This is a genomic window from Nostoc sp. DedQUE09 (assembly GCF_034530915.1).
GTDB lineage: Bacteria > Cyanobacteriota > Cyanobacteriia > Cyanobacteriales > Nostocaceae > Nostoc.
In genome coordinates this window covers 1-24,410 of record NZ_JAVRCE010000076.1, presented here as the reverse complement: position 1 = coordinate 24,410, position 24,410 = coordinate 1, and the positions used below count along the sequence as shown (strand labels likewise).

Annotated in this window: 19 protein-coding genes; 9 read left to right on the top strand and 10 right to left on the bottom strand. The window is 42.6% G+C overall.

Going from position 1 to position 24,410, the window contains the following annotated elements:
- Positions 1-131 precede the first annotated feature (131 nt).
- The 3 genes from RMY27_RS30915 to RMY27_RS30905 form a co-directional block, all read right to left on the bottom strand.
- Positions 132-1,028, bottom strand: coding sequence for an inositol oxygenase family protein (locus RMY27_RS30915; RefSeq protein WP_322668649.1), 897 nt, complete (start codon positions 1,026-1,028; stop codon positions 132-134).
- Between the two features lie 323 nt (positions 1,029-1,351).
- Positions 1,352-1,675 carry a DUF1815 family protein gene (locus tag RMY27_RS30910; RefSeq protein ID WP_322668648.1) on the bottom strand — a complete coding sequence of 108 codons (324 nt, stop codon included), beginning with the start codon at positions 1,673-1,675 and terminating at the stop codon, positions 1,352-1,354.
- A gap of 137 nt (positions 1,676-1,812) precedes the next feature.
- Positions 1,813-2,298 (bottom strand): gluconokinase, encoded by a 486-nt coding sequence (locus tag RMY27_RS30905; protein ID WP_322668647.1) that lies wholly within the window; start codon positions 2,296-2,298, stop codon positions 1,813-1,815.
- A gap of 205 nt (positions 2,299-2,503) precedes the next feature.
- Here RMY27_RS30905 and RMY27_RS30900 point away from each other — a divergent pair, with 205 nt between their 5' ends.
- From RMY27_RS30900 to RMY27_RS30875, 6 genes are all read left to right on the top strand, one after another.
- Positions 2,504-3,535, top strand: coding sequence for a LacI family DNA-binding transcriptional regulator (locus tag RMY27_RS30900; protein WP_322668646.1), 1,032 nt, complete (start codon positions 2,504-2,506; stop codon positions 3,533-3,535).
- Between the two features lie 31 nt (positions 3,536-3,566).
- A complete protein-coding gene (uxaC, locus tag RMY27_RS30895; RefSeq protein WP_322668645.1) occupies positions 3,567-4,994 on the top strand; it encodes a glucuronate isomerase in 1,428 nt (475 codons plus the stop codon).
- Positions 4,995-5,123: 129 nt separating this feature from the next.
- Entirely contained in the window at positions 5,124-5,960 is an 837-nt protein-coding gene (locus tag RMY27_RS30890) for an SDR family oxidoreductase (protein WP_322668644.1), read from the top strand.
- Positions 5,929-7,272 (top strand): lactate racemase domain-containing protein, encoded by a 1,344-nt coding sequence (locus tag RMY27_RS30885; RefSeq protein WP_322668643.1) that lies wholly within the window; start codon positions 5,929-5,931, stop codon positions 7,270-7,272. Before RMY27_RS30890 ends, RMY27_RS30885 begins: the two co-directional genes overlap by 32 nt.
- A 358-nt stretch (positions 7,273-7,630) precedes the next feature.
- Positions 7,631-8,266, top strand: a complete 636-nt coding sequence (tmk, locus tag RMY27_RS30880) for a dTMP kinase (protein WP_322668642.1) — start codon at positions 7,631-7,633, stop codon at positions 8,264-8,266.
- Between the two features lie 262 nt (positions 8,267-8,528).
- Positions 8,529-9,395, top strand: a complete 867-nt coding sequence (locus RMY27_RS30875) for a class I SAM-dependent methyltransferase (RefSeq protein ID WP_322668641.1) — start codon at positions 8,529-8,531, stop codon at positions 9,393-9,395.
- A gap of 254 nt (positions 9,396-9,649) precedes the next feature.
- On the opposite strand, the gene RMY27_RS30870 is transcribed toward RMY27_RS30875, so the two are convergent.
- From RMY27_RS30870 to RMY27_RS30850, 5 genes are all read right to left on the bottom strand, one after another.
- Positions 9,650-10,033: a hypothetical protein gene (locus RMY27_RS30870; protein ID WP_322668640.1), complete on the bottom strand. Its 384-nt coding sequence runs from the start codon at positions 10,031-10,033 to the stop codon at positions 9,650-9,652.
- 178 nt (positions 10,034-10,211) lie between these two features.
- Positions 10,212-10,751: a DOMON-like domain-containing protein gene (locus tag RMY27_RS30865; RefSeq protein ID WP_322668639.1), complete on the bottom strand. Its 540-nt coding sequence runs from the start codon at positions 10,749-10,751 to the stop codon at positions 10,212-10,214.
- The gene (locus tag RMY27_RS30860; RefSeq protein ID WP_322668658.1) at positions 10,748-11,866 is read right to left on the bottom strand and encodes an aminoglycoside phosphotransferase family protein; all 1,119 of its coding nucleotides are present in this window, start codon (positions 11,864-11,866) and stop codon (positions 10,748-10,750) included. Before RMY27_RS30860 ends, RMY27_RS30865 begins: the two co-directional genes overlap by 4 nt.
- Positions 11,867-12,151: 285 nt before the next feature.
- Positions 12,152-13,456, bottom strand: coding sequence for a hypothetical protein (locus RMY27_RS30855; protein WP_322668638.1), 1,305 nt, complete (start codon positions 13,454-13,456; stop codon positions 12,152-12,154).
- Positions 13,457-13,597: 141 nt separating this feature from the next.
- The gene (locus RMY27_RS30850) at positions 13,598-13,801 is read right to left on the bottom strand and encodes a hypothetical protein (protein ID WP_322668637.1); all 204 of its coding nucleotides are present in this window, start codon (positions 13,799-13,801) and stop codon (positions 13,598-13,600) included.
- A gap of 383 nt (positions 13,802-14,184) precedes the next feature.
- Between RMY27_RS30850 and RMY27_RS30845 the strand changes: the two genes are divergently transcribed.
- The 3 genes from RMY27_RS30845 (at position 14,185) to RMY27_RS30835 (ending at position 22,774) form a co-directional block, all read left to right on the top strand.
- Positions 14,185-14,556: an endonuclease domain-containing protein gene (locus RMY27_RS30845; protein ID WP_322668636.1), complete on the top strand. Its 372-nt coding sequence runs from the start codon at positions 14,185-14,187 to the stop codon at positions 14,554-14,556.
- A 334-nt stretch (positions 14,557-14,890) separates the two neighbouring features.
- A complete protein-coding gene (locus RMY27_RS30840) occupies positions 14,891-20,251 on the top strand; it encodes an AAA family ATPase (protein ID WP_322668635.1) in 5,361 nt (1,786 codons plus the stop codon).
- 501 nt (positions 20,252-20,752) lie between these two features.
- Positions 20,753-22,774: a carotenoid oxygenase family protein gene (locus RMY27_RS30835; RefSeq protein ID WP_322668634.1), complete on the top strand. Its 2,022-nt coding sequence runs from the start codon at positions 20,753-20,755 to the stop codon at positions 22,772-22,774.
- A 275-nt stretch (positions 22,775-23,049) separates the two neighbouring features.
- Here RMY27_RS30835 and RMY27_RS30830 read toward each other — a convergent pair whose 3' ends face one another.
- Both RMY27_RS30830 and RMY27_RS30825 read right to left on the bottom strand, forming a co-directional pair.
- The gene (locus tag RMY27_RS30830) at positions 23,050-23,409 is read right to left on the bottom strand and encodes a hypothetical protein (protein WP_322668633.1); all 360 of its coding nucleotides are present in this window, start codon (positions 23,407-23,409) and stop codon (positions 23,050-23,052) included.
- Positions 23,410-23,951: 542 nt separating this feature from the next.
- Positions 23,952-24,290, bottom strand: coding sequence for a GIY-YIG nuclease family protein (locus tag RMY27_RS30825; protein WP_322668632.1), 339 nt, complete (start codon positions 24,288-24,290; stop codon positions 23,952-23,954).
- Positions 24,291-24,410: the final 120 nt, after the last annotated feature.

Genomic DNA, 24,410 nt, shown 5'->3' with positions numbered 1-24,410 from the left:
AAGCCTGATTAGGGATAAAGAACAGTTACATATCTACTTTATTTTTTGCAGATGTAATTTCTTGTTCTGACTCTATTCCCTTAGAAATAGAGGATTCTGAATTCTGGCTCCTGAATTCTTCTCCAAGCAGTTTAAAATTTTAATGTTGTGGGTAAATATTTAGCCACCAAATCTTCATAGTATGGTTTTAATTTTTGCCAATCAGGAGGAATAGGGTTTTTGGAATACAAATCGTAGGGATTGAATAAACGTACCCATTTAAACATTTCTTTATCATGTTTATCCATCAAATGTTCATACGCATTTTCACGATGTTGAGGATAAAATGAGTGATAGCGAAGCATATACAATGCAGGTTCGGGCAAATAGTTTTTCATCATCTGAGAAAAATACTCATCATGCCCCCATGACATATGTACATTATTCAATCCACAGTTAGGCTCGTAAATGCCATATTTAGTGTTGTAATCGGGGTTATTATAATCAGGATTTTCTTTAAAGAATTCTGAAAAAACAATTTTATCTGAAAATGCACAACCTACAGGATAAGTATCGCCTACAGTAGCCCATTGAGGTTCACCAAACAGACAAAGCACTTTCCCCATATCGTGAAAGAAGCCAGTAAGTACCATCCAGCCAGGATGACCATCAGCGCGAATAGCTTCTGATGTTTGCAATAGATGCTGTAACTGATCCATGTCTGTATCAGGATCGGAATCATCGACTAATTGATTCAAAAATTCGACCGCATCCCAAACAGACATTTCTTTTTTATCAAACTTCAAAAATTCTTTTTCTTTTTGAAGTACAAAATTATATGTTTGGTTAATATGATTTAACCGATAAAACTCTTTCACCGTATCTCTGATAGTCGTTTCGTAATTCCTGTACTCTTCGGTGGTTTTACCTTCTTTAACGATGTTATCTGGATCGGGATAGCGATTAAGTAAGTCTTCTTCCCATTCTTCTAGTGAATGTAAGGGATTGTTTTGAGCCTGAAGAATGGCATTATTTAGAGTTTGAGACATATCTTCCTACTTGTCGATATTGTATTTGTTAAATGGTACTTTCGCTCTTTATTATGCACAGGTGTGCAAAACCTATCTTGGATTTATTTTTGCACACGTGTGCAAAAATGTGTGTTAAGTTTCATTTCATCTTTGCATACCTATGCACAATCCACTTTCTTCACTGTCTTACCCAATGTGTTTAGTTCAGATTGAAAACAGTGCTTTTGTTTTTTTTGCACAACCGTGCATGAATTTACTAGATATAAGCTAATCTTTTAGGTTACACACGTATGCAAGAGCTATAATTATGAATCTTTCTGTCTGACTCAATCACCCTAGTATCAATTTCTCAATTGTACAGTCGTAGAATACTTAACAAGATTAGCCAACTCTTGTAGCTGGTTTATCGCTTCTGCACCCTCCAACTTCATTAGTTCGCGATCGTCCCATAATTCCATCCAAGTAATTCCGTAATCAGACACTAAAAACCGAATCAGGTGCTTTTCTTTCAGGCTAACCATAAATGAAGCACTGTTCATTTGCTCGCCGCATGTATAACAAGACGCAGTATAGCCACGCCGCTCAAGTATAGTTGTCAAGGCTTGCAGGTTCATTACCAAGTCTTGGACGAATTGTTGATGCTGTTGCGCTAATCTTAGAAACACTACTTTTCTCCTACCATTACAGTTATCTGCTTGCTTTGATATTTCTTTAGACTTACATCTGATGTGATTTAGTTGCCAAAAGTTCGTGTTTTCCTAGATACGTGATTAATCTTAATATTACGGTTGTCACCACTCAGCTAAATTTCTAGAGCAGTTCTAATGTTTTGGACAATTATCTGGGGTGGCTGTGCAACATCCATAGATAGAGTATCTACTGGTTCTTCAAGTGTATAAAACTGACTATTGAGTAGTTTTTCACTCATGTAATGATTGCTACGCTCTTGTAAGCGCATTTGAATCAACTCGTAAGACCCTTTGAGGTAAACTAGCTTGATGCGTTCGCTATTCACTACCAAAAATTGCCGATAGCTATTTTTTAAAGCCGAACACGCCAGTACCACATTTTTATTTTCTTGTAGCCAATGCTTGATGGCTGTTTGCAAATCTTGTAACCAAGGTATTCTGTCATCTTCACTCAGAGGGATACCGCGCCGCATTTTCTCAACATTCTCTGGCGAGTGGAAAGTATCAGCGTCGCTAAATTCCCATTCTAAGGAGTCTGCAAGCAGCTTTCCGATAGTGGTTTTTCCAGAACCAGATACACCCATGACGATAATAATCATTTTTTCTCTTGATAAAAATTAAACTAATTCGGAATTCGGAATTTGGAACTTGTAGTTGTGATCATGAACGGAGTCAAAAATCCTCATTTTTAACTCTTTTCCATACAAATGTGAGTTGTATTAGAATCTCTTGACAAGTCACGATTATTTTCTATAATACATACAAATGCACACGTGTGCAATATTTGAAAGCTAAGATAAAATAATGAATAAACGAAGAATTTCAATTGAAGATATTGCCCGTAGAGCAGGGGTTTCTCATTCTACAGTTTCACGCGCTTTGCGAGATAATGCTCTCATTAGCCCGAAAGTGCGAGAAGAAATTAAGCGACTGGCACAGGAGATGAGTTATGTGCCAAATGCTATTGCTCAAAGCTTGCAAAATAAACGTACTAATACTATTGGTGTAGTAGTAACTTCAATTTCAGATCCCTTTTATGGTGAGGTGGTAGAGGGAATCGAGAAGATAGCCAGACCAGCGGGTTTGAGTGTTTTATTGAGTGCTTCACACCGAGATTTTGATCAGGAAATGGCAGCTATTGATACTTTTCATCGCCGTAGGGTGGACGGGATCTTAATAGCTGACTCGCGAATTAGTAAACAGCATACTAAACAACTCACACAAATTGCTGTACCAACAGTTCTAATTAATAGTCAGACTGAAGACCAATCAGAAATATTTTATTCAGTTGCAATAGACGATCGCTTAGGTGCTAAATTAGCCACAGAGCATCTAATTAGTTTAGGACACACCGCTATTGGTTATTTAGGTGTAGGCGATCGCAGCAGATCGAACCAGCAGCGCCTAGAAGGATATCAAATGGCCCTTGCAGAAGCTGGTATCCCACAAAATACTGATTGGGTTTCAATTAGTGACAAATATGATACTAGGATAAGTGACGTGAACACCGGACAAAATATGCTGTCTAAACTATTGGCTGCGGAAGTTACAGCCATATTTTGTTACAACGATATGGTGGCGGTTGGTGCTTTGTTAGCTTGCCAAGAATTAGGTATTTTAGTACCACGAAATTTAAGCCTTGTTGGATTTGATGGTATTGCTTTGGGGGGTTACGTTACGCCGGCGCTGACCACAATTAGTCAGCCCATGTTAGAAATTGGTGGTTATGCCATGCAAATGTTACTCGATTTAATAGAAGAAAAAACTGTGGAAAACCGCGTTTTATCTCCTTTTCTAGTACAGCGTGGTAGCAGTGCCCCATTATTAACAATTTAAAACTCAAAACAATTTAATTTATACAAAAATTATGTTAACTAAAAAACCGAGTTTATCTCCCGATCGCTGCTTCTCTCCAGAACCAGTTCAAAGACGATTAGCTCATCAATTTTTTGACAGCATATCTGCGTTACCTCTAGTTTGTCCACACGGACACGTAGATCCAGCTTTGTTAGCTAATCCGGCAGCCCGTTTTGGTTCACCAACGGAATTACTGATTATCCCTGACCACTACCTATTGCGGATGCTCTATAGTCGGGGCGTATCTCTGCAATCTTTGGGGATACCAAGCAATGATGGTTCGCCAGCAGAAACCGACCACCGTAAAATCTGGCAATTGTTCGCCGACCATTTTTATCTATTCCAAGGTACTCCGTCAGGGTTATGGTTGAAAGAGGAACTAACTAACGTCTTTGGGGTGGATGAACCTTTAAACTCTCGCAACGCCGGACGTATCTATGATTATCTGGAAGATTTATTAGCCTCACCAGAATTTTCCCCTCGTGCTTTATTCAAACGCTTTAACATCGAAGTGCTTTGTACTACCGATGCTGCCAGTGATAACCTAGAAAATCAGCGATCGCTTCACGAAGAAGGTTTTACTCAAATTAGACCAACTTTTCGCCCAGATGCAGTAGTTAATCTGGATGCTCCTGGTTGGCGCGAAAATCTTACCAAGTTGGAAAGCACTATCGGTAGAGAAATTAATACTTACGCCAATTTTGTGCAAGCTTTAGAAGAACGTCGAGCTTTCTTTAAAAAAATGGGCGCGACAGCTACCGATCAAGGTGCAGCTACACCTTATACCACACGCCTTTCTGACCAAGAAGCTGAAGCTATCTTTGCGAGAGCATTAGCCGACAAGCTGAATCCAGGTGATGTCGAAAATTTTACCGGTCATATCTTCATGGAAATGGCGCGGATGAGTGTGGAAGATGGGTTGGTGATGCAAATGCATTGTGGTGTGATGCGTAACCATAACCCAGTTTTATTTGAGAAATTTGGAGCTGATAAAGGTGCTGATATTCCCGTAAAAATTGAATGGACTGAAAATCTACGCCCGTTGTTATCAGCTTACGGTAACGATCGCCGCTTCCATTTAATCATTTTTGGCATGGATGAAAGCACTTATAGCCGCGAGATGGCTCCGTTAGCTGGTCATTATCCCAGTGTATTGCTCGGCCCACCTTGGTGGTTTCACGACAGCGTAAATGGTATGGAGCGTTATTTCAATCAGGTAATGGAAACTGCGGGAATTTATAATACTGCTGGGTTTAATGATGATACACGGGCTTTTGTTTCGATTCCGGCTCGTCATCATGTCTGGCGGCGGGTAGCTTGTAATTGGTTGGCTGGATTGGTTGCACGGGGATTGGTTGAGGAGGAGGAAGGGTATGGTATGGCTCGTGCTTTGGCTTATGATCTCGCTAAGGTTGCTTATAAGTTTGAGGGGAATTGAAACGCATAGGCGCTTCTCTACGAGACGCTACGCGAACGCCTTCCCGTAGGGTAGGGACGCATTCGCAAAGCGTCTCGCAGAGAAGGGAAGCGCAGAGGTACGCAGAGAATTGTACTGGGGGAATGGGTGATGGCTGAGTTGATTTTAAGTAAACTTTTTAGCTTGACGGAGCGGGTTGCGGTAGTTACGGGTGGTTCTGGTGTGCTTGGTGGAGCTATGGCAAAGGGTTTGGCTCTGGCTGGAGCGCGAGTGGTCGTTTTGGGTCGCAATGAAGTCAGGGTGGGGGCGGTGGTGGCTGAGATTACTGCTAATGGTGGAGAAAGTATGGCTGTGGTAGCAGATGTTAGCGATCGCTCCCAATTAGAAATCGCTAGGGATGTTATTATACAGCGTTGGGATGAGATAGATATCTTGGTAAATATGGCTGGCGGTAATATTCCGGCTGCCACAATTACTGCTGATGGGAATATTTTTGAGATGCCACATACAGCTTTTGAGGAAGTGGTTAGCCTCAACTTAGTTGGCACTCTCCTACCTTGTCAGGTTTTTGGTCAAGCAATGGTGGAAAGAAGTCAACCCCACGGTTGCATTGTGAATATTTCTTCTATGTCTGCTATCCGAGCGATTAGCCGCGTGGTTGGTTACTCAGCTGCGAAAGCGGGGCTAGATAACTTTACTCGTTGGCTAGCCGTAGAACTCGCCCAAAAATATGGTGATGGAATGCGAGTAAATGCGATCGCACCAGGTTTTTTTATTGGGGAACAAAATCGAGATTTACTTCTAAATGCAGATGGCAGTTTGACCGAACGCGGGCAAAAAATTATTGACCATACCCCCGCCGGACGTTTCGGAAAACCAGATGAATTACTCAGTACCTTAATCTGGTTATGCAGTTCTGGTTCTAGTTTTGTTAACGGGGTAGTTGTGCCGGTAGATGGTGGATTTAGTATCTACAGTGGAGTTTAATAATGTCATGTATTCACTGGCTGTAAATAATGGGACACTTTCAGATGAGCAAGTTTCCGGGCTAGTTCATCAAGCTTTAGCAGACCCTAAGTTTGATGGACAGCGCATCTTGGTGTTAATTCCAGACAGTACCCGTACTGCTCCCATCCCGCAAATGTTTCGATTGCTTCATCAGGAATTGAGTCAAAGAGTAGCGGCTCTGGATTTTTTGATCGCTTTGGGTACACATAATCCGATGAGTGAAGAACAAATCAATCGCTTGGTAGGAGTGACACCGGAGGAGCGAGAGACAACTTTTAAAAAAATTCGCATTTTTAACCACCTTTGGAATGAGCCAGATACCTTTATTTCTTGTGGAGTAATTTCGGCAGACGAGATAGCAGAAATTAGCGGTGGTATGCTACATCAGTCGGTTGATGTGCGTATTAATAAGCTGGTCACAGAATACGATTTAATCGCGATTTGTGGGCCAGTTTTCCCTCATGAAGTTGTCGGTTTCTCTGGTGGAAATAAATATTTTTTTCCTGGGATTGGTGGTCAAGAAGTAATTAATGTCTCACACTGGTTAGGTGCTTTAATCACCTGTTACGAAATTATTGGTACACTGGGAATTACACCAGTCCGGCGTTTGATTAACCAAGCCGCTAGCCTGATTTCTACCCCAAAACTTTGTTTGGCGATGGTGGTTGCACCGAAAACAAATCAGTTAGCTGGACTTTATATAGATGAACCAGAATCAGCCTGGGAAGCTGCTGCAAAACTATCAGCTAAACTGCATATTAAATATGTAGATCGGCCTTTTAAACAAGTGCTTTCAGTCATGCCCCAAATGTATGATGACATTTGGACAGCAGCAAAAGGAATGTACAAGTTAGAGCCAGTAGTAGCCGATGGAGGCGAAGTAATTATATATGCTCCTCATATTACTGAGTTTAGCTATACACACGGCGAAATCTTATCCGAAATTGGCTATCATGTGCGGGATTACTTTCTCAAACAGTGGCATAAATTCCAAGAGTATCCTGCTGGAGTGCTAGCCCATAGTACTCACTTAAAAGGGATGGGTACTTTTGATCCGATAAAAGAAGAACAAGCACGAATTCGGGTGACTTTAGCTACTGGCATTTCTGCTGAACGCTGTGCTGCTCATAACTTGAACTATCGCGATCCGGCGACTATTCGACCTAGTGAATGGGCTAACCGAGAGGATGAAGGTATATTGCTTGTGCCAAAGGCTGGCGAGATATTATACCGTCTGAGTGATAGTAATTTTCAGGTAAGTGAACTACCCACACTTTTCCTGACGGAGTAAGTGTGGGCTTCTTTTTGATTTAGCTAAATTATAGTTTTCGAGACGCGATAAATTGCCGTCTCTACAAGTGTTTTAGTCTTATCTAAACTGTATTGATATCATGTCCGCCAAATTACCCATAATAAAAGAACCCCACCCCCAACCCCTCCCCGCAGGCGGGGAGGGGAGACAAAGCATAGCTTTGGCGGGGTGGGGTTCTTCGGGTTTAATAAGCAATCAAGCGGACATGATATGAATCATAAACTGCGATATCTACGATGGGCTACGCCTACGCAATTGCAGGTTAATTTTACACTTCGCGCTATTCTTGATCTGATGAAACGTCATCGAATCAGTTTATAGCAGCGCACAAAAAAGCATGGGTGGGAAATTAATTGTATTTGAAGGGGTGGAAGGCTGTGGCAAAACCAGCCAAATGCAGCTTTGTTCTGAGTGGTTGGAAAGTCTGGGCGTTTCTGTGTTGGTAACTCGTGAACCAGGGGGAACAGAGTTAGGTGTACATCTTCGCCGCTTGTTACTAGAAAAGGCAGAGGATAAGCCAGTTGCAGAAGTGACAGAACTCTTGTTATATGCTGCTGACCGATCGCAACACGTTGAACAAGAGCTTAAACCAAATCTCGCCGCCGGTAAATATATTTTATGCGATCGCTACACTGACTCTACCATTGCCTACCAAGGATATGGTCGCGGTCTGAACATGAGTTTAATCAATCAGCTTAATAATATTGCTACTGGTGGTTTAGAAAGCGACCTAACTATTTGGCTAGATGTCGATGTCGAAGTCGGACTGTCCCGCAAACTCTCAGATAAAGTAGGACTAGACCGCATTGAACAAGAGACAATCGCTTTTCATCGGCGCGTTCAACAAGGATACGCACATTTAGCAGCATCTCATCCCTCACGAATTGTTCGGGTAGATGGCAGCTTGAGTAAAGAAGCTGTACAAGAGGTAATTCAAGAAATTTTCCGCGTACATCTGCACTTGGCGAGGTAGGGAAAAAATAAGCCTAAAAGTTTTTAATCAGATTCGTTAGACTTCTTGGCATTTGTCGGGGTAAAGGGGAAGGGTGAAAGGGACTCATGTTTTTTATCCCTTACCCTTTTCCCTTTTCCCTTTACCCAACCTCCACCTAGCATTTTTGGGTTGGCAGACTACTAGTGTCAATCGATAGAGTTGATTTGTGGTTGTAGTGAGTTGATGTGCGATCGCTACACTACTAACCCTTATGCTGATAGGGAAAATAAAAACAACAGCTATGAAATTTTTACAAAATTTTATCCCCCGCCAAGGTTTACTGAAAGCCCTAACTTTAGCTTTTCTCGTATTGGCATCTGTGATATCTCCCAGTGTTTTAGCCAACGAGAGCGAAAAAGCGACATTCAATGGCACAACCACACTCCAAACCATACTAACTAGTAGTCATCGTTCAGAGCAGAATCGCCTTCGAGACAAGTACCGCCACCCAGCCCAAACTCTCGAATTCTTCGGGCTGCGCCCAAATATGACGGTGGTTGAATTGTGGCCAGGAAGCGGCTGGTATACTGAGATATTAGCCCCATTTCTAACACCCAAAGGACAACTCATAGTTACTAACTTGGGTTCTAGCGCAAGTAAACCAGCTTTGGCTTTGCAAGAGAAACTGGCAGCTAATCCAGAGGTTTTTGGTAAAGTCGAAGTAGCCCAAATCAATCCTCCAAATGAACTTACCTTAGCCCCAGAAAACTCTGTGGATATGGTTGTTACTTTCCGCAATATTCACAACTGGGTGAAAGCTGGCTATGCCGAGCAGGTTTACGCTGCGGCTTATAAAGCACTTAAGCCAGGGGGCATCTTAGGGGTGGAAGAACACCGCGCCCTTGGGGGGATTTCTTTACAAGAGAGTATCAAAACTGGCTATATGTCTGAAGATGGGGTAATTGCTGCTGTAAAGAAGGCTGGTTTCAAATTGGTGGGCAAATCAGAGATTAACGCCAACCCAAAAGATACCAAGGACTATCCGGGCGGAGTTTGGACACTACCTCCAACTTTGAGCCAAGGTCAACAGGACAGGCAACGCTTCCTCACTATTGGAGAGAGCGATCGCATGACCCTCAAGTTCGTCAAACCCAAAGCTTTGGGGTAAAGGTTAAAGGGTAAAGGTTAAAGGTTTTTTCTTTCCCCTTCCCCCCGCCCCTTATCCCCAGAGGGGCCTCACCTTCCGCTTTTCCCCAAAACCCGACAAGTATTGTCTCCGGTCTAATCAAAAAACCTAATCTAAAACCCCCGTACCTTAGATGTACAGGGGTTATTTCAGCTCGCGCGTAAGGGTTCAAAGAAAAAGTTAACTTGTATTTCATCCAATTAGAAATTTACAAATAGCCATAGGCAAAGCTGTACTTATCCAGGATAATTTACTCCGGTTAATATCCCCAATTGTAAATTAACAGCACTGATGTAATCTTGATTGTTTAAAACTTGTGCTGGTAATTTTTTAGCATTGATCGCAGCTTTGACTAAATCTTTCGCAGTAATATTTCCGCGTTGACCTTTAGAAATCAAACTTCCCCCGCTAGGAACTCCTTGCTGTTTTAAACCACCTTGGTAAGCAAGATTAACAAGATTAAACGGCTGAATATAGCTGACATTGGTAGAATTACTGCCTAATGCATCAAGATTAACTGCTGTGTTTATCGATTTGGCTGTTTGAGCGCTAGCAATGCCAGATGTGAAGGCAAGAGAGGCAATGATAACTGTAGAATTTATCAATGTTGTTAATTTCATCAGGTACTCCTTAAGTAGAGTGAAGTGGAATTAATAGTTTCTACTAATAGATTCCTCTTATTTATAGAAATTAACCTCCTACAATTGACTCACCCAAACGGTTGAATTGCCTTTAACCCAAATGGGTGACTTGTTTACCGCCTTCTCGTTCTGGCATATTGGCAGCAGTAACCACATTTCACAACTCAACGATAAAACTGTCTCGGAGATGAAAGTCAGCCTCCGCGCCTCGATGAGTTAACGCCCAGTAAGTCACCTCACCATCTCTGTGTTTGATAACGGTAGTAATGCCAATTTCGATGGCTTGGTTTACCGAGACGATTTTATCCAAATCGACATCTAACGCAAGTACCAAAGCATCGGTTTGATTCTGAATACTAAATGGTAGCTTTTCAAAGGCAGTTTCCTCTTGCATCCCTTGACGATAATCATCAAAGCGATAGACATTCCAGTGTCCGGCGGGGGAGAGGTTGAATTCCCAATAACGTTGAGAATCTTTGATGCCAAGGAAGAATTCCAAGCAAGTGTCTTCCCACAATTCATGCTTGCGTGATGGTGCATTTGATGGTGGGAAAATTGCAATGTCTTTTAAATCGCCTTCAAGATTGTAGGAGATGGCAAGTTGATTAGCATTTCGGGAGATATTACCTGTAATTTTCAAATCAGGAAAAGACTCGGTGGAAGGGAAGGATTGCAGGGAAAATGTCTGCTTGTTCATTTCATATCTTGGATAATTTGGCGAATCTGCGTTTCTTGAGATTCAATACTTTCGGTTAGCTTAAACTGGACGATCGCTCTTGCTAAGTTATGTTCTGGGTGCTTAACTTTGAAGTAGACATTCCCTGCTAAATAATCAGCAAAAAATCTCAGTCCTAGTTCAAAAGTAATTAGACGAATTGCATCATAGATGTATGCATAATCATTCTCGGTCAGAAATGCCTTAGCCACAGCAAGATAACCCTGGAGGATTTCTTGGCACAGATCGGTATCGAAATAAATACTTTCCCAATTCTCGGTTTCTTCGCCAGCAGGATTGCAACCCGATCGCAGGCAATCGCCAATATCGTAATGTACCAGACCGGGTTTCACAGTGTCTAGGTCGATGACGCTGACGGCTTGCTGGGTAACAATGTCAAACATCACGTTATTGATTTTGGGATCGCCGTGCATCAGACGTAGAGGTAACTTGCCTTCAGCTTTGGCATTTTCTAGGATATGTGCAAAGGTTTGGCGATCGCTAACAAACTGTAAGCAATAATTAACTTCCGAAGATTGACGCACACTAGTTTTCGGCAAAACTTCCTCGTAATGCTGGAGATAAAACGGTGTAATATGAAACCCTTCGAGCGTGTCAGCTAGTTTTTCTGCTGGCAAATCGCTGATTAGATTGTGGAACATCCCCAAGGCATAACCAATTTCTTTCGCGTGTGAGCGATCGCGCATACTATCAAAAGACTGGGAGCCTTGAATAAAGCTGATTGCCCGCCAAAATGAGCCATCTGCATCCTTCCAGTAGTCTTGAGCGTTTTTGGTCAATAGTACGCGTGGCACTTCCCAGCGACGATTCAGGGGTGTATCCTGCAACCTTTTTTGAACGTGTTCAGTTAAGGTACGCATATTCTGCATAATCAGTTGTGGCTGACGAAACACCTGTGTGTTAATGCGTTGCAGGACAAAATATTGTTCCTTTGAAAAATCGAGAGTTGCTAAAAAGGTGTCATTTATATTACCACTGCCAAATGCTTTCACGCCTGTAACCTTTCCCTGTTGGGCGAATTGGTTAGCGATCGCCTCTAGATTCCGGGTATCCTGTGTATTTAATTCTTCTATCATCTGTTTCATCTCTACTACTCCTCACGTACATTGCACGAAAGCAATAGGGGATATCGTAGCGCAAGTGTCAGGATAATTCGTAATTCGTAATTCGTAATGACGCTCGCGGACTCGCTACCGCTACGCTAACGTAATTCGTAATTGATTAACGAGATGTCAATTATGAATTTTTAGAAGTACTAGAGCAATCCTGAATCCATCCGTGAAAAACAAGCTCCTCGACTTATTTGAAAAGTCGGGGAGCTGCGGGTTGCAATTCTCGTCAACCCCGTGCTAATTCAACAGTTAAGAAATCTCATCGCTATCAACCCACTCGTTATAAGATGAGTCATAACCAACGTAGTGAAGATAGTATTGCTGGCCTTGGATTTGCTCAATCGTTGCGGAATACCAAGCCTCTTGGTCATCATCCCAACATTTTACCTTTTGACCTACTGCATATCCATTTTCATCAGTGGAGCGAAGATCGCGAGTCCGAATGTCATCTTCGCCTACCCACTCGTCATAAGATGAACCGTAACCAAGGTAATGAATAAAGAACTGGTCATCTTGGATTTTCTCAATGGTTCCCTGATACCAATCCTCCTCATCATTATCCCAAACCTCTACTGTTTTGCTTACTTCATACTGATTCCGATCTGATTTAACGGCAGATGAGACATCTTGAATTGGTTTTTGTTCTTCTTGTTTAATTTCTTCTTTTACTAGAGTGTATGCTTGCAAAATTAAACTGCGAGCGACAGTTTGAATTCCTGTATGCTCGTAGTAATTGGTAGTTTGGTCTAAAAATGCTGCAACTAAATCTAAATTATCATCAGCAATCTGAATAAAATTACCCAAATTACTAGAAATTGATTGTGGGGTTATGCCCGTCTTGGATACTAAATTATTCATCCAGCCTTGCACGGAGTTAAAACTCTGACTGATAAAACCAACTTTATCAGAAGGATTACTGCCTGGAAGAAAGTTATTAACCGCTAAGAAAACCGGATTTTGAGTTATTGCACTAGCATCAGTACCATTAATAACTCCCTGAATTTTGCTGAGAAAGTCAGGGCCCAAGGGGAGAATTCCATCTAGACAAACTAAAGCTAACATCCGCATGAGGGATGCATTTTGATAGTTGTTAGTCAGGGAATTAGCAAACTCTTGGGGATTAGGTTGAGGAATACCGTTTAGTTTGCAAAAGGCAATGATTTCGACAGCAATCTTCAATACCAAGTCAATGGATTGAGTGACATCAGCTTTGGGAGTAATTTTGCCTAAAAAAGAGAGAAAGCCGATTTTTTCACTAACTTTATTCGCTAAAGCCGCAGCTGCCATCGCTGTGTCTGCCTTATCAATTGTTTGATAAAGTTTGATTGCAAACTGATAGCCTTGTTGAGGATCTATGTATAAACTAGCAGCGCGATCGCGGATTTTTTGAATTACCTTAGCATCGGTTTCTCCAGTAATGGTGCGGATATTATTGTCAAACCCCGTCAAATTGCTCCATTCACCTGGTGCTACATAATCAAGAGCATTTAAAACTTTGACAGTAATATTGTCAGTCGGTAACTCGTCAACCAACTGAATAATTGATTTATCCATCAGCCGATCCTCAAAACTCCAGATATCGTTACAACACGGTTCAGAGCAGCCCACATTTAGCGTTGGGCAATTACTGAAACGTATTTATAGAGTTCCCCAACCCGATCAAAAAATAACGATGTTAGTAACAGACGCTACACCTCAAGATATTGCATAGGCGATCGAGCCGGAAGTCACTACAGGGAAGCCGGAAGTCACTACAGGGAAGGCGGTAGTCACTACAGGGAAGCCGGAAGTCACTACAGGGAAGGCGGTAGTCGCTACAGGGAAGGCGGAAGTCGCTACAGGGAAGCCGATAGTCGCTACAGGGAAGCCGATAGTCGCTACAGGGAAGCCGGAAGTCACTACAGGGAAGACGGTAGTCGCTACAGGGAAGACGGTAGTCGCTACAGGGAAGACGGTAGTCGCTACAGGGAAGAATATTTTGATTTTTGCTCGGTAATATGTGGTTATTTAACAGAATATTAAAAATACCCCACCCTAACCCTCCCCTTGCAAAGGGGAGGGAACTAGATTTTCGGCTTCCCCTTGAAAGATTATTGCAAACATTGTTTGGCATAAACTTGCAAAGGGGAGGGAACTAGATTTCCGGCTTCCCCCCTTTGCAAGGGGGGATTGAGGGGGGTAATTTCAACTTTGCTAGGAGGAAGGAATTATATTCCTAGTTTCTCCCCTTTGCAATGAGAGATTAAGGGGGGTAATTTGGAATTACCAAAAATCAAGATGTTATGACAGAGCTTTATAACAAAACCTCGGAGAAAGAAAAAAGACGATCGCTCCGTAATAATATGCCATCTGCTGAAAAGATTGTGTGGGAAAGGTTGAAAAATCGGCAAATTGATGGTTGCAAATTTTACAGTATTGATGTACCTGTTGTGGATTTTTATTGTCCTGAATTAAAACTTGCTATAGAAATTGATGGTAATAGTCATTTCCAAGAAGGAGCGCAAGTTTATGATTATGAACGACAATGTTTTCTTGAATCTAAAGGGACTTGTTTTTTGAGGTTTACAAATCAACAGGTTTATCAAGAATTAGAAGGTGCGATCGCAATGATTGCACAAACGGTTTGTCAATTGCGGAAGATTACCCCACCCTAACCCTCCCCTTGCAAAGGGGAGGGAACTAAATTTCTTTTTTCCCCCCTTTGCAAGGGGGGACTAAGGGGGGTAATTTGACTTATGTGTACACCTTAGCTAATGCATCGGAGGGTAATTTAATTGCAGTAGCACTAGTTTTTCTAGGACAAATATACTATCCCACTTCAAATCAAACCAAATAAGTAATTTTGATTGGTGATGTGTGTGATCGCTTTCGTCCGATCTACTACTCACAGTCTGTTAACTGTAGCATTCGGCTAATCTCTGTTCACTTGCAAGGTGAGTAATTTATACTGAATAGGCTCTAACAATACAGCAAACGCTTAAGTAATCTATGATCGCACTGGAAGGGTATAAAGTGCTGACAGAACTGCACGCAAGCCCTAATTCTCAAGTTTATCGGGGATATCGAGAGTTAGATCGACAACCAGTAGTACTGAAAGTTCTGCGGCAAGAATACCCATCCCCAGAAGCGATCGCTCGGTTTAAACTTGAATACGATCTCACGCGCCGCGCTCAAGCGCCTGGAATTATCCAAGCCTACGACTTAAAGAAATATCAAAACACCTTAGTCTTAGTTTTAGAGGATTTTGGTGGACAACCTCTGCGTGAGTTACTCAATCAATCGCCTCTACCGCTAGAGGATTTTTTGCAATTGGCTATGCAAGTAGCAACAGCTTTAGAAGAAATTCACCAGCAACAGATTATTCATAAAGACATTAATCCTGCCAATATTCTTCTTAATCCCACGACTCAACAAACAAAAATAATTGACTTTGGTATTGCTACTTTGCTGTCGCGGGAAAATCCCACGTTGCGAAATCTGAATGTTTTAGAAGGGACTCTCGCTTATATTTCTCCCGAACAAACAGGACGGATGAATCGCTCGATTGATTATCGCACTGACTTTTACTCTTTGGGAGTCACTTTCTACGAACTGTTAACTCAGCATTTACCTTTTATTAGCGACGATCCTGTGGAACTGGTTCACAGCCATATTGCCAAACAACCGATTCCGCCCGATCGCATCAATCCTCAAATTCCGCCAGCGCTTTCGCAAATTGTGATGAAGTTGCTGGAAAAAACCGCCGAAGCGCGTTATCAAAGTGCTTTTGGATTACAGGCAGATTTAGAGCAATGCCTGGAGATGTTGAACACTATAGGGCAAATTTCCTTATTTGAACTAGGACAACACGATCGCTCCGGTAGATTTCAAATTCCTCAAAAACTGTACGGACGAGAAGCAGAAGTAACAAATTTACTGGCAGCTTTTGAGCGAGCTAGTCACGGTCAAAGCGAAGTGATGCTGATTGCAGGTTATTCTGGGATTGGCAAATCAGCTTTAGTTCAAGAAATTTATAAACCGATTACCCAACACCGGGGATATTTTATTTCCGGGAAGTTTGACCAGTTCCAACGCAACATTCCCTACAGTTCTTTAATTCAAGCCTTTCAAGCTTTAATTCGCCAACTGTTAACTACAAGTGAAGCCGAAATTACTACTTGGCGCAAAAAATTATTAGATGTTCTTGGTGTCAATGGCCAGGTGATTATCGAAGTGATTGCAGAGGTGGAACTAATTATTGGTCAGCAGCCACCTGTTGTAGAACTATCGCCCAAGGAAGCGCAAACTCGGTTTAATTTAGTCTTGCAAAACTTTATTAAAGTCTTTACCCAAAAGGAACATCCTTTAGTAATGTTCTTGGATGACCTGCAATGGGCGGATAGTGCATCACTCCAGCTAATTCAGTTGTTAATGAGTCAAGCAGACAGTCAATATCTGTTGTTGATTGGTGCTTATCGTGATAATGAAGTAGATAAAAGCCATCCCTTGCGGACAACGATCGCATCCTTAGAACAAGCAGGAGTGGCTATTCACGAACTCACCTTAACGCCCTTAGCATTGCCTGAAATTCAACAACTTCTCAGCGATACCCTCAACAATGCCGATTTAGCAGAAGTTACTCCTTTAGCAGAACTGCTTCAGCAAAAGACTAATGGCAATCCCTTCTTCATGAATGAGTTTCTGAAGTCGCTGTATGCAGAAGAATTACTCCAGTTTAATTTCACTCAGCGACAATGGCAGTGGCAACTGACAAAAATCCAGGCAGCCCAAATTACTGATAACGTCGTCGAGTTGATGGCGCTGAAAATTCAAAAGCTGCCAGTAGCCACCCAGGAAGCTTTAAAATTAGCAGCTTGTATTGGCAATTCCTTTGATTTGCATACATTAGCGATCGCTAGCTCAAAATCTCTTGCAGATGTAGCCGCCCAACTCTGGGAAGCCGTGCAAACCGGACTAATTTTACCCCAAGGTAATGACTACCAACTCTTGCAAGTTGCCGACCTAGAAGTAACAGCGTTGACAAATTTGGATGTAGTCTACAAATTTCTGCACGATCGCGTCCAGCAAGCTGCCTATTCACTGATTTCTACTGACCAAAAACAGGCAGTACACTTGCAGATTGGGCAACTATTATTACAAGGCATTACTCCCCAAAAGCAAGAAGAAAGAATTTTTGACATTGTTAACCAACTGAATTTCGGCATCAACCTGATTACAGACCCTCAACAGCGCCAAAAACTAGCTCAGTTAAATTTAACAGCAGGTAACAAAGCCAAAGCCTCAGCAGCCTATCAGCCAGCCTTAGATTATCTGACAATGGGGATTAACAGCCTAGCAGCTAGTTGTTGGCGGCAACAGTATCAGCTAGCTTTGGCATTACACACCGCCGCCGCCGAAGCTGCTTATCTGGGTGGGGACTTTGAACGCATGGATGCACTCACAAATGAAGTACTAGAAAAGACCCGCAGTACAGTCGATCAGGTGCAGGTTTATGCCATCAAAATTCAAGCTGCGATCGCCCACGATCAACTCTTAGCAGCTTCTAAACTCGGTCTGCAAGTTCTGCAACTACTGGGCATTCCCTTAGCTAGCAACCCCGGTCAACCGCAAATTATGCTGGGACTGTTAAAAACTAAATTTGCTTTGGTAGGTAAGCAGGTACACACCTTAGCCGACTTGCCAAAACTTACCCATCCCACAAAATTAGCGGCAATTCGCATCCTTGCGAGTATCGCCTCCGCAACCTACCTTGCAGCCCCAAACGTTTTTCCTTTGACGGTCTTTAAACAGGTAGAAATATCCGCCAAATACGGCAACGCGGCAGAATCAGCCTTTGCCTACGCTACTTATGGTTTGATTCTTTGTGGCGTTGTCGGGGATCTGCAAGGGGGATATAAATTTGGTGAATTAGCTTTGAAAGTGCTAGACCGCTTCAATGCCAAGCACCTGCAAGCGAGAACTTTATTTGTAGTTAATTCCTTTGTCCGCCACTGGCAAGAACCACTCCAAAATACTATTCCTTCGCTAGATGGAGCATTTCAAGTTGGGCGCGATACGGGTGATACCGAATATGCTTCATTTTGTGCCAATACATGCACCATGCATTCCTATTTTACTGGTCAAAATCTGGCTGAATTGGATGAATGTTTAGCTATTTACGCAGAAGCAGTTCAGCAGTTTAAGAAAAAACCGATTTTTGTTCTCATTCAAATGTATCGCCAAGCAGTTGCTAATTTACAGGGTAAAAATGCTAACCCCTGTCAGTTGATGGGGGAATTTTATGATGCAACGGCTATGTTAACCCAGCATATCGAGAGTAACTACCGCACAGCTATTTTTTATATTTATACTAATCAATTAGCGCTGAATTATTGGTTTGAAGATTATGCTACAGCCGTCAAAAATGCTGATTTGGCAATTCCTTATTTAGATGCGGTTGTGGCTTTATATATTGTGGGATGGTTCCACTTTTATGACTCTTTAGGACGACTAGCTTTAGCTTCGGTTGTCAGTGTAGCCGAACGTCAAAAGTTACTTCAGCGAGTGGCAGCAAACCAGAAAAAATTGCAAGTATGGGCAAAATTTTCTCCTGTCAACTATAGCCATAAATTAGCGCTGGTAGAAGCAGAATGGCATCGGGTACATGGAGAATCTAGTCAGGCGATCGCCTGTTACGATCGCGCCATTGCCTTAGCTCAAGACAACCAATATTTGAATGAAGCGGCTCTCGCCAATGAATTAACTGCGAAATTTTACTTAGCTGAGAACAAATTGAAGATCGCCCAAGTTTATCTGCAAGAAGCCCGCTATCTTTATTTGCAGTGGGGAGCGATCGCCAAGGTAAAAGATTTAGAAGCCAAGTATCCCCAAATCTTAACGCGCATTCTAGAAAAAGCTGTTAACTCAACTTTATCAACCACTACTTCTAGCCCGACAGGTCTCACAAGTACCAGTCGCTCCGAATCATTAGATTTGGTGACAGTCATCAAAGCTTCTCAAACCCTTTCCGAAGAAATTCAGCTAGATAAACTTTTATCTAACTTAATGCGGATTTTAATGGAAAATGCCGGGGCGCAACGGGGATTTTTGCTGTTATCAACTAAGAGCAAATTTTTAATTGAAGCTCAGGGAACCGTTGGTGAGAATACCATTCAGGTATTGGAATCACTCAGTATTGAAGATAACCAAATTCTCTCGACTGCGATCGTTAACTATGTGATTCGCACTAAAACTAATGTAGTTCTAAACGATGCCATTCACGAAGCAGTGGGGATTGGGGAATTCATTAAAGATCCCTACATTCGCCAATACCAACCGCGATCGATTCTGTGTACTCCCTTGATTAACCAAGGAAAGTTAGCAGGAATTGTCTATTTAGAAAATAACTTGACAACCGGGGCATTTACCCCAGATCGTTTGGAGTTGCTCAATCTGCTTTCAGCACAAGCAGCTATTTCCATTGAAAATGCCCGTTTGTATACAGATTTAGCTGCACTCAACAAAGCTTATGAGCGCTTTGTCCCGCGTCAATTTCTACAACTCCTCAACAAGCAAAGCATTATAGATGTGCAATTAGGCGATCAGGTGCAGCGAGAAATGTCAGTTTTATTTACCGACATTCGCGCCTTCACCACCCTTTCCGAAAGCATGACTCCCGCCGAGAATTTCCGATTTATTAACTCCTATCTCAGTCGCATGGAGCCGATCATTCTGGAAAACAATGGCTTTATCGACAAATATATTGGTGATGCCATCATGGCTTTGTTTGCAGGAGATGCCGATGATGCAGTACAGGCGGGAATTGCCATGTTGCAGACATTAACAACCTACAACGAAAAACGTCAAGCTAATGGTTACTTACCAATTCAAATTGGCATTGGGATTAATACTGGTTCGCTAATTTTGGGGACAGTCGGCGGGTTGAATCGCATGGATAGCACAGTGATTAGCGATGCAGTTAATCTAGCAGCGCGAATCGAAGGATTGACCAAAACATTCAACGCCCCACTTTTAATTACCGACCAAACTTTTGAGCGCTTACAAAATCGCGATCGCTATGGTATTCGTGTAGTTGGTCAGGTAAAGGTGAAGGGTAAGACGAATGCTGTGACTGTTCATGAAGTGTTTGCAGCCGATCCCCCAAAAGTGAGTGCAGGCAAAGCGGCTACTTTAGAGATATTTGCAAGAGCATTAGCGTGTTACGAACAACAACAATTTGCCCCAGCAGCCGAATATTTTCAAGATTGCTTGCAGCAAAACCCGTGGGATCAAGTCGCCCAGATATATCTCGATCGCTGTCAGCCAGGAAAAGAAATAGCATCAATTTTTACTGACGCAGTTAAATTTTAAGGTATTTACTATACTGAGTGCTGATTAAATTAAGAATTACCCAGTAATTAATATCATGTTCGCTTGATTACTTACTAAACCCGAAGAACCCCACCCCGCCAAAGCTACGCTTCGTCTCCCCTCCCCGCAAGCGGGGAGGGGATTAAGGGGTGGGGTGCAATGACTGTGGAAATCATAACTAATTAGGCGGACATGATATAATTACCCCCCTTAATCCCCCCTTTACAAGGGGGGAAACCGGAAATCTAGTTCCCTCCCCTTTGCAAGGGGAGGGTTAGGGTGGGGTAAAACCGTTATTTATCAGCTATTTCAGCCTTGTGTATACACGGTAGCCTATTTAGACGGTCTTTCAACTCAGCACTCTTCATAGTTGGATTCAAAAATCTTGAAAAAGCTGATGTTTGGACATTTGAGGGCAAAAACTCAACTTTTAAATTAAAACCTAGTGTTATACCTAAAAGCAAAACACCAAACCAGAGTGCAATACCAGGGTATCAATTAATGAATCACAAAATTCCCGAACCCCGATTTCCAGAGGCAGCAATGACTTCCAGCCGTCAGGAAATATCGAATTTACCGATGAATGTCATCTATGGAGATGTACCGGCAGATTTATCAGGACATACGTTTATTATTGCGCCTGTAGGTAGTGTTGCCTCTGGGGGCTTACCCAATCCAAATGCAACCCACATTTTTAACGGTGATGGGATGATTTACCGCTTTGACTGGCAAGGCGGACAGGTGACTGTCAAAACGAAACTGGCACGTACACCTTGCTACTATGCAGATCAGGCAACTTTTAAAAATCCTACTTATCGCTCTCATCAATTTCGCGATCATGGGTTGTTACGCTTCTCCCCTTCCTTGGGCTTGCGAGATGAGGTAGATATTGCCTTTCTCGCCTTTAATACGGCTAAAGATAGCCAAGAGCGATTAATGATTACCTATGACGCTGGTCGTCCCTACGAAATTGATACCAATAGCTTAGAGGTTGTTACTCCAGTGGGAGGCAACACTGAGTGGAAATCGTTTCTACCTTTGCCCTATCCTTTCTTGCCTGTGTTGAGTACGTCTCATCCAGCCTTTGATGGTTATACTAACGAAGTTTTCTTAGTTAACTATGGGCGATCGCTGAGTAATTTTCTTGAAAGTGCGCGTTTCATTTATGACTTGGAACAACTACCCCAGGAATTCGAGCAACTGTTAAGTGCGATCGCTCAACTTTTAGACAACAATTCTTTGCGGATTCCCTTGGGAATGTTCTCAAAGTTTTCTCAAAGTTTCTCGCAACTATTGATTGGCTGGATTGAGAAATTGTTGGGAACTGCTATGCCAGATTTTGTTCGTCTGATGCGGTGGGATGGTGTCGGTAAACTCCAGCACTGGGAGTTGATACTGCCGGATGGTTCTCCGGTGCGAATTGAACAAAGTATGCATCAGTTGGCAATTACCAAAGATTATGTAGTGCTGATGGACACTTCCCTGAAAATTGGCCCAGAACAAATCCTGAATAACCCATTTCCCAATAGTTTAGAAACTGAGCGCCTCTTGCGGCAATTATTGACGCGATCGCAGCAGCCCAATTCCCCCATTTACATCGTGCGTCGGGCTGACTTGAAGGCAGATGTGACTACTGTGGTAGTTCGCCCAGCCCTAATTCCTTTAGAAACAGTGCATTTTTTGACCGATTACGAAAACCCTGACGGTCAAATCACAATGCATACTGCCCATCTCTGCGCCACAGATATCGCCGAATGGGTTCGCAAGTATGACATCTCAAAATTTGACGCTCCCAAATCTGCGCCTCTGCGGTTGGGAGGAATGTTATCTAATGGGCAAATGGATGTAGGTCGTCTGGGTCGCTATCAAATAGATGGCGAAACAGGTCAGATTCAAGATGCTAAAGTAATTTACGATACTCGCCGTCATTGGGGTATAGGGTTCTATGCTTGCCAAGAAAAGCTGGCCTCTGGATTGCCTCCTCAGCGGATTGATAATATTTATTGGCAATCCCTCGGTTTTTGGCCAGAACTGCTGACTGAGTTTATTTACAACTTGTACGAAGAGTATCCCTATCGGGCTGTACCACTAAAAGAATTAATGCAACGAGAAGAAGCATTTCACAATCGCCCTTCTTCTTTGTTTCGGGTCGATACAATCAAAATGGAGGTGGCAGATTTTTATGATGCGCCCTCTGGTTACTTCATCAGTTCACCCCAGTTTGTACCGAGATTGAACAGCAATGGCAGTTCTACAGATGGCTATATCGTCTGTACGGTATTTGGGGGAAATAACAACGAAATTTGGATCTTCCAAGCCGATCAATTAGGGGCTGGGCCTATATGCAAATTGAGCCATCCCCAACTGGATTTTGGCTTCACAATGCATACTGCTTGGTTATCTGCGATCGCACCTCGCACTTCTAGTTACGATATTCCCGTGCGACAAGACTATGAATCGTTACTTAAACAGCCAGCTATTCAGCAATTATTTGCAGAAGCAGTCTATCCACATTTTCAGTAGAAGACGTTGCGATCGCAGTAATTGAACTGACATTATATATTCACAAGGAGAAAGGGAAAGGGTAAAAGAAAAACCTTTCTCCTTTAGTTTTAAAAAATTTTACATACTTTGGTTTAATCGCGCCTACTTATATTATATCCGTATAATTAATTATGATTTCCACAGTCATTGCACCCCACCCCCAGCCCCTCCCCGCAAGCGGGGAGGGGAGACGAAGCATAGGTTTGGCGGGGTGGGGTTTTTCAGGTTTAATAAGTAATCTAGCGGGCATGATATCACTTCGGCAAAACCACGCTTTGACGCACAGCACGCTTGCGATCGCTTTTACGAGTGCCTCCAGCCATCTGATACTCATGGCTATTATTACCATATTTATAAGCAATACCACGCAAAAGTTTCTCAGAATAGTCTGCTAATTCCTGTTCATTTTCGACGAGCTGGGTTAGTAAGATATCGATAGTGGAGAGGGTAGTATTGTATGCTTCTAGAGATTGCCGCATCTTTTCGATTTTTTCAGTATAATCTTTGACTGTTAACCCCTCTCCGACATCGAGAGTGTGACTAATAGATTTCACGCTTGCTAGACGTAGTTCGGCTTTGCCAAGAGTACGTGAATTGCGTTTTCGCCTTCCCATAATTAATACTCATTTTCTCAATTTCTCATAACTCTATAGTGGACAATTGTTGAAGAGGTTGTCATACGTGGAATTGTTGATTTTTCTAAAAAAGCCTAAAATTTGTTTGCTTTATACCAATTTGTAATTACGAATTTTGAATTAACAATTGCGAATTGGTATAACATTAAAGCGGAAGTTGCTACAGCTTGCGCAAAACACGGAAACGTTAAAGCAGAAGTTGCTACAGCTTGCGCAAAACGCGGAAACGTTAAAGCAGAAGTTGCTACAGCTTGCGCGAAACACGGAAACGTTAAAGCGGAAGTTGCTACAGCTTGCGCGAAACACGGAAACGTTAAAGCAGAAGTTGCTGCAAGCAAAGCGGAAGTTGTTACAAGATTCAGTCGCTCCCTTCGACTTCGCTCAGGGAGCTTCGACTTCGCTCAGGGAGCTTCGACTTCGCTCAGGGAGCTTCGACTTTGCTCAGGGAGCTTCGACTTTGCTCAGGAAGCTTTGACTTTGCTCAGGGAGCTTCGACTTCGCTCAGGGAGCTTTGACTTTGCTCAGGGAGCGGGAGCGTTTTTGTGGTCGAAGCTAGTCATAGTCAGCCTACTGTAATGAGTTTCATTTTGACATTCAGCTAACTTATGCAACAAATTTGTATCCCCTGAAATTAGAGCTTGCTTCTTCTTTCGACTCCAACCTTGCACTTGTTTCTCACGCTCAAAAGCATCTACTACGTACTGATAATACTCACAAAAAACTAGTTTCACAGGCAACCGTTTTGCCGTGTGCTTTGCGCCCTCACCTTGTTGATGTTGCCACAGCCGCCGCTCAAGATCCGTTGTACTACCTGTGTAGTAGCTACCATCAGCACATTCAAGAATGTACATATAAGCCATAAATTGATTTGCGCGATCGCTTTCTATTAAAAAAGTGTTTCCTAAGCAAAGTGTTCCCTAAGCAAAGTGTTCCCTGAGCAGAGTGTTCCCTGAGCAGAGTGTTCCCTGAGCAGAGTGTTC